Source organism: Dietzia sp. SLG310A2-38A2, assembly GCF_014145095.1.
Lineage (GTDB): Bacteria > Actinomycetota > Actinomycetes > Mycobacteriales > Mycobacteriaceae > Dietzia.
This window is the reverse complement of the sequence record NZ_JAALDX010000033.1, coordinates 1-5430: the sequence shown is the minus strand read 5'-3', so window position 1 is coordinate 5430 and position 5430 is coordinate 1. Positions and strand designations below refer to the sequence as shown.

The following is a 5430-nucleotide window of genomic DNA, read 5'->3' as shown; positions in this document are numbered from 1 at the left end:
GGCAGGTGCCGCAGCGGCAGAACGGATTGGGCCACCCGTCGGCGGCACCCGTGCCCAGCAGCACGATCTCCATCAGGTCCCCGCCCCCGGCATCACGCCCGAGTCCCCGGCTCGCGGAGCGGCAGGACGGCGCGGCCGTCGGGGCGGTCGAGGACCTCGACGCGGGCGTCGTACACCTCGGCCACCCGTTCCACGGTCAGCACGTCCTCTCCGGTGCCGTCGGCGACGATGCGGCCCTCGTCCAGCAGGACCACGCGTTCGCCGTAGTGCGCAGCGGAGGTGAGGTCGTGCATGGCGGCCACCACGGTGAGTCCGCTCTCCCGCCGCATCGAGTCGACCAGGTCGAGGACCTGCTGCTGGTGCCCGATGTCGAGGGCGCTCGTGGGCTCGTCCAACAACAACACGCGGGGCTCCTGTGCCAGGGCCCGTCCCAGGACCACCCGCTGGAGCTCGCCCCCGGACAGCGTGGTGGCGATGCGCGGGGCCAGGTCGTGCAGCGCGAGTCGGTCGATCACGCTCTCGACGACCTCGTGGTCGTGGGGCGACTCGGTGCCGAACCGGGGGATGTGGGGTGTGCGGCCCAGCCGGATCAGCTCTCGCGCGCTCACGCCCTCGGGTACGACCGGGCGCTGCGGCATCAGCGCCACCATCCGGGCCACCCGCCGGCGTCCGGCCCGTCGCGGCGCCAGGCCCATGACCTCCACCTCCCCGCGGGACGGGATGAGCCCGGCCAGGGCGTAGAGCAGCGTGGTCTTGCCCGAGCCGTTCGGCCCGACCAGAGAGATCCAGGACCCGGTCGGCACGGCCAGGTCGATCCCGTGCAGGACGGGCACGGCGTCACGGGCCACGTGGAGACCGCGGCAGGACAGGGCCGCGCGAGCATCCGGGGTGGAGGTCATATGAGTCCCCGGCTCCGGCGCAGGACGAACAGGAAGAACGGGGCACCGATCGCGGCGGTCACGACCCCGATCGGCAGCTCGGCCGGGCTCATCGCGGTGCGGGCCACGATGTCGGCCAGGACGAGGAAACTCGCCCCCACCAGCAGGGACAGCGGTAGGAGTAACCGGTGGCCCGGGCCGATCACCATCCGGACGGCGTGCGGGATCACGATGCCGACGAACCCGATCAGGCCGCTCACGGACACGACCGCGGCGGTCCCCAGCGTGGCGACGCTGATCAGCACCAACCGCACCCGGGCCGGGGCGATGCCGAGGGTGGAGGCCTCGACGTCACCCACCGCCATCACGTCGAGGGTGCGCCGGAACAGGGCGATCACCGCGACCGAGACCAGGACGTACGGCAGCACGGTCCGCACCTCGGACCAGCCGCTGGTCGTGAGCCGGCCGAGCATCCACGAGTACACCTGCCTCAGGGTCTCGTCGTTGCGCTGCATGAAGAAGGTCTGGATGGCGCTGGCGAACGCGGCGACGGCGACTCCGGCGAGGATGATCACGACCTCTGTCCGCCCGCCACCGATACTGCGGCCGAGGGTGTAGGTGGCCATCACCGCGATCATGCCGCCGACGAACGCCGCGGGGGGCACCACCGCCGAACCCATGGCCCCGCCCACGACTATCGCCAGTGTCGCGCCCAGCCCGGCGCCGCTGGACACACCGAGGAGATAGGGGTCGGCGAGCGGGTTTCGGAACACGCCCTGGTAGGTGGCACCGGCGAGCGCCAGCATCGCGCCGACGATCCCGCCGAGCACGACCCGAGGGATCCGGATCTCCCACAGGATCACCTGCTGGCGTGGCGAGAACCCCGAGTCGACGTGCACGAACGGCAGCTGCCCGACCAACTCGAGCAGGACCCCCCGCGGGGTGAGCCCGGCGGGACCGACGAGCGTGCCCGCCAACAGCGCCAGGAGGAACAGCAGTGTCGCTCCACCCAACACCAGGGCGTGGCGGGGCGACGCTCGGGTCACGAGGCAGGTTCACTCTCGGGCTGTGGTTCGTTCACAGGCAGTGTGGAGATGATCCCGGCCACCTCGCGCATGAAGTCCACCACGCGCGGGCCCCACCGGCTGGCCAGGTCCTCGTCGACCACGAAGACGCGGTCCTGCCTCACCGCGCCGAGCTCGCCCCACCCGGGGCGCTCGGCCACGACCTCCGGCGTGATCCCGCAGCACTGCCCGTCGGCGAGCATCACCAGGTCCGGGTCGGCCTCGAGGATCAACTCCTCGGACAGCTGGGGGTAGGCGTCGTCTCCGGTCGCGATCGAGGTCAACCCCAGTAGGGAGTACACCTCTCCGATGTACGTGTCGTCGGTGACCGTGTAGTAGGTGTCGTCGAGTTCGTGGAAGTAGGTCAGCGGGGTCTCGCGCTCCGGGACCGAGGCCACGATCTCGTCGATCTCGCCCTGCATCCTCGAGACCAGCTCGGCGGCCTCGCCGACCGTCCCGGTGGCCGCTCCGACCTGTTCGATCTGGGTGTACGTGTCGTCCAGGGTCCGGGCGGCGGGGAGCAGCAGGACCTCGACCCCGGACCGCTCGAGGCCGGACACGATGTCGCCGGTGTCGTCCGTGGCCACGACCAGGTCCGGCTGGTACCCGAGGATCGCCTCGAGGTTCGGGGTGTAGCCCGACAGGTCGGTGACCGGGGCGTCGGCGGGGAAGTCGGAGCGCTCGTCCACCGCGACCACCCTGTCGCCGGCACCCACGGCGTACAGCATCTCGGTGGTGGTGGGGCTGAGCGAGATGATTGCCTGCGGCTCACCGGCGGCGGCGCCGGTGCCGTCGGTCTGGTCGGCCCCCTGCTCGTCGGCGCCGGAGCAGGCCGAGGCGACCAGGGCGACGGAGGTGAGGACGGCGGCGAACAGGGAGCGGGATCGGGGCGTGGTCCGGGCTCGAGACTGGTGCATGACATCCTCCGGGGATCGCCAGGACGAAAGCAGCTCGGCAGCGACGCGGACGCCGCGGCACGCAACCGTCCTTCGTGCGAGGTCAGTTCGTACGGCGCCGCGGTACCGGCCGACCTGGCTCGCCCGCTCGGGGCGGGATCACAGTTGCGCGACAGCGTCGGATTCACACCGACTTCCGCCGGGTACCACGGGTGTCCGGCGGGGGAGCCGGACCCTCCGAGAGTAGCCGACCCCGGGGTCGACGGCAGGATGGGCCGTGACCGCGCCCGGACACACCGACGGGCCCGCACGCACTGACAGGAAGGACCACGAGATGACGACGACGAACGGTTCAGGCGAGGGGCCTTCGGCCGCGGATCTTCGGTCGCGGGGTTTCGCGACCCGGCGTGAGGTGATGGGCGACGCCTTCGTGGACCGCGCGATGGGCCGGGCCGAGGGGACCGCCTCCGAGGCCCTGCAGTACGTGGTCACCGAGAACGTGTGGGGCAACATCTGGGACCGTCCGGGACTCGGGCGGCGGGACCGGAGCCTGCTGAACATCGGCATGCTCGTGGCGTTGCGGGCGAACGCCGAGTTGGCGGGTCACGTGCGCGGCGGCCTGACCAACGGCCTCACCCGTGAGGAGATCACCGAGGCCGTCATCCACGCGTCGGGATACTGCGGGGCGCCGGCGGCCCTCTCGGCCATGAAGACGGTCCAGGAGGTCTTCGACACCCTGGACGACAGGTAGGGTCGTGTCCAGAAGTGACCCCCGACACCCCCTGAGTGAGGAGCCCCTCGCATGCGCAGCACCATGCAGCCGGAACAGCTGAACATCAGTACCATCCTGACGTTCGGCGCGACCGTCCACTCGGACGCGGTCGTCACCACCTGGACCGATCAGGGCCCGCGGAAAGTCACGTTCGGCGAACTCGGCAAGCGGGCGGCCCAGCTCGCCCACGGGTTGCGCTCGCTCGGGATCGACGCAGACCAGCGCGTCGCGACGTTCCAGTGGAACAACTCGGAGCACATGGAGGCCTACCTGGCCATCCCGTCGATGGGCGCGGTGCTCCACCCCCTGAACATCCGGCTGTTCCCGGACCAGCTCGAGTTCGTGGCCAACCACGCCGAGGACAAGGTCGTGATCGTCGACCCGAGCCTGATCCCGCTCCTGCAGCCCCTGCTGCCGCGGTTCTCGACCGTCGAGCACGTGATCGTCACCGGCGGCGGTGCGGCGAAGCTCGAGGCCCCGGAGGGCGTGCAGGTGCACGACTACGAGGCGCTTCTGGCTGCCCAGCCCACCGAGTTCGAGTGGCCCGAGGTCGACGAGAACTCCGGCGCCGCGATGTGTTACACCTCGGGTACCACGGGCGATCCGAAGGGCGTCGTCTACTCGCACCGGTCGATCTACCTGCACTCGATGCAGGTGTGCATGTCCGACGGCATGGACATCTCGCTCGACGACAACGTGCTGGCGATCGTCCCCATGTTCCACGCGATGTCGTGGGGCCTGCCGTACGCCGCGTTCCTGGTGGGCGCTTCGCTGCTCATGCCGGAGCGCTTCCTGCAGCCCGAACCACTGGCCGCGATGATCGCCTCCGAGCGCCCGACCCTGGCCGCCGCCGTGCCGACCATCTGGATGGCGGTGGACGCCTACAGCGTCGACCACCCCATCGACATGTCGAGCTTCCGTGCCGTGGTCGTGGGCGGCAGCTCCTGCCCGCCCGCGCTGATCCGCAAGTTCAAGGAGAACTACGGGATCAACATCATCCACGCGTGGGGCATGACGGAGACCTCGCCCATCGGCACGCTGTCGCGGCCGAAGGCGGACCTGCCGGAGGAGAAGCAGTTCGACCTGCGCACCACGCAGGGCCGGTTCATCGCGGGGGTCAAGGCCCGGATCGTCGACGACGCCGGCCAGGAACTGCCCTGGGACGGCGAGTCCGTGGGTGAGCTCCAGGTGCGTGGCCCCTGGATCACGGGCAGCTACTACAAGGTGGAGAACTCCGACTCGTTCGACGACGGCTGGCTGCGCACCGGCGACGTCGGGTACGTCCGCCCCGAGGCGTTCCTGCAGCTCACCGACCGTGCCAAGGACATCATCAAGTCCGGCGGCGAGTGGATCTCTTCGGTCGAGGTCGAGAACTACCTCCTCGAGCACCCGGCCGTGGCCGAGGCGGCCGTGATCGGGATCCCCGACCCCAAGTGGGACGAGCGCCCGCTGGCCACGATCGTGGTGAAGGAGGGCGTGGCCGACCCCGACGTCGAGGACCTGCGCGCGCATCTCGAGACCAAGATGGCCAAGTGGCAGGTGCCCGAGAAGTTCGCGTTCGTCGACGAGATCCCCAAGACCTCCGTCGGCAAGCTCGACAAGAAGCGCATCCGCGTCTCGCACTCCGACGGTGAGCTCACGGTGGTCAACGCCCTGGAGAAGTAGCCCCCGCCCGGCGGATCGTCACCCGGTCCCCGCACGTCCACAAGAGCGTTCCGCGCACATCGCCCGAGAGGCAGGTGCGCGGAACGCTCTTCTCGTTGGACCGGGGTCGGTCGCGTGCGGGGCGGACGAGCGCGCGGGGCGGGGCGGCCGAGGGT

General features: G+C 70.5%; 5 protein-coding genes and 1 riboswitch. Of the genes, 2 read left to right on the top strand and 3 right to left on the bottom strand.

The genetic code is table 11. The features are described 5' to 3' along the window. Window positions 1-92: 92 nt before the first annotated feature. Genes G6027_RS01305 through G6027_RS01295 form a run of 3 tightly spaced genes read right to left on the bottom strand, consistent with a single transcriptional unit; the run spans window position 93 to window position 2859 of the window. On the bottom strand, window positions 93-899 hold the full coding sequence (locus G6027_RS01305; RefSeq protein ID WP_182634699.1) for an ABC transporter ATP-binding protein: 807 nt from the start codon (window positions 897-899) through the stop codon (window positions 93-95). Further along, window positions 896-1924, bottom strand: coding sequence for an iron chelate uptake ABC transporter family permease subunit (locus G6027_RS01300; protein ID WP_182634697.1), 1029 nt, complete (start codon window positions 1922-1924; stop codon window positions 896-898). The genes G6027_RS01305 and G6027_RS01300 overlap by 4 nt, the downstream gene beginning before the upstream one ends. Further along, on the bottom strand, window positions 1921-2859 hold the full coding sequence (locus tag G6027_RS01295; RefSeq protein WP_182634695.1) for an ABC transporter substrate-binding protein: 939 nt from the start codon (window positions 2857-2859) through the stop codon (window positions 1921-1923). The genes G6027_RS01300 and G6027_RS01295 overlap by 4 nt, the downstream gene beginning before the upstream one ends. Before the next feature lie 113 nt (window positions 2860-2972). Then, window positions 2973-3032: riboswitch (cobalamin riboswitch) on the bottom strand. 140 nt (window positions 3033-3172) lie between these two features. Here G6027_RS01295 and G6027_RS01290 point away from each other — a divergent pair. Both G6027_RS01290 and G6027_RS01285 read left to right on the top strand, forming a co-directional pair. Then, window positions 3173-3589, top strand: a complete 417-nt coding sequence (locus tag G6027_RS01290; protein ID WP_182634693.1) for a carboxymuconolactone decarboxylase family protein — start codon at window positions 3173-3175, stop codon at window positions 3587-3589. Window positions 3590-3640: 51 nt separating this feature from the next. Further along, on the top strand, window positions 3641-5275 hold the full coding sequence (locus G6027_RS01285; RefSeq protein ID WP_182634691.1) for a long-chain fatty acid--CoA ligase: 1635 nt from the start codon (window positions 3641-3643) through the stop codon (window positions 5273-5275). The last annotated feature ends 155 nt before the right edge of the window (window positions 5276-5430 follow it).

Coding starts and splice junctions, on each gene's coding strand:
- G6027_RS01290 (WP_182634693.1), top strand. CDS start 3,173: ATGACGACGACGAACGGTTCAGGCGAGGGGCCTTCGGCCGCGGATCTT.
- G6027_RS01285 (WP_182634691.1), top strand. CDS start 3,641: ATGCGCAGCACCATGCAGCCGGAACAGCTGAACATCAGTACCATCCTG.
- G6027_RS01305 (WP_182634699.1), bottom strand. CDS start 899: ATGACCTCCACCCCGGATGCTCGCGCGGCCCTGTCCTGCCGCGGTCTC.
- G6027_RS01295 (WP_182634695.1), bottom strand. CDS start 2,859: ATGCACCAGTCTCGAGCCCGGACCACGCCCCGATCCCGCTCCCTGTTC.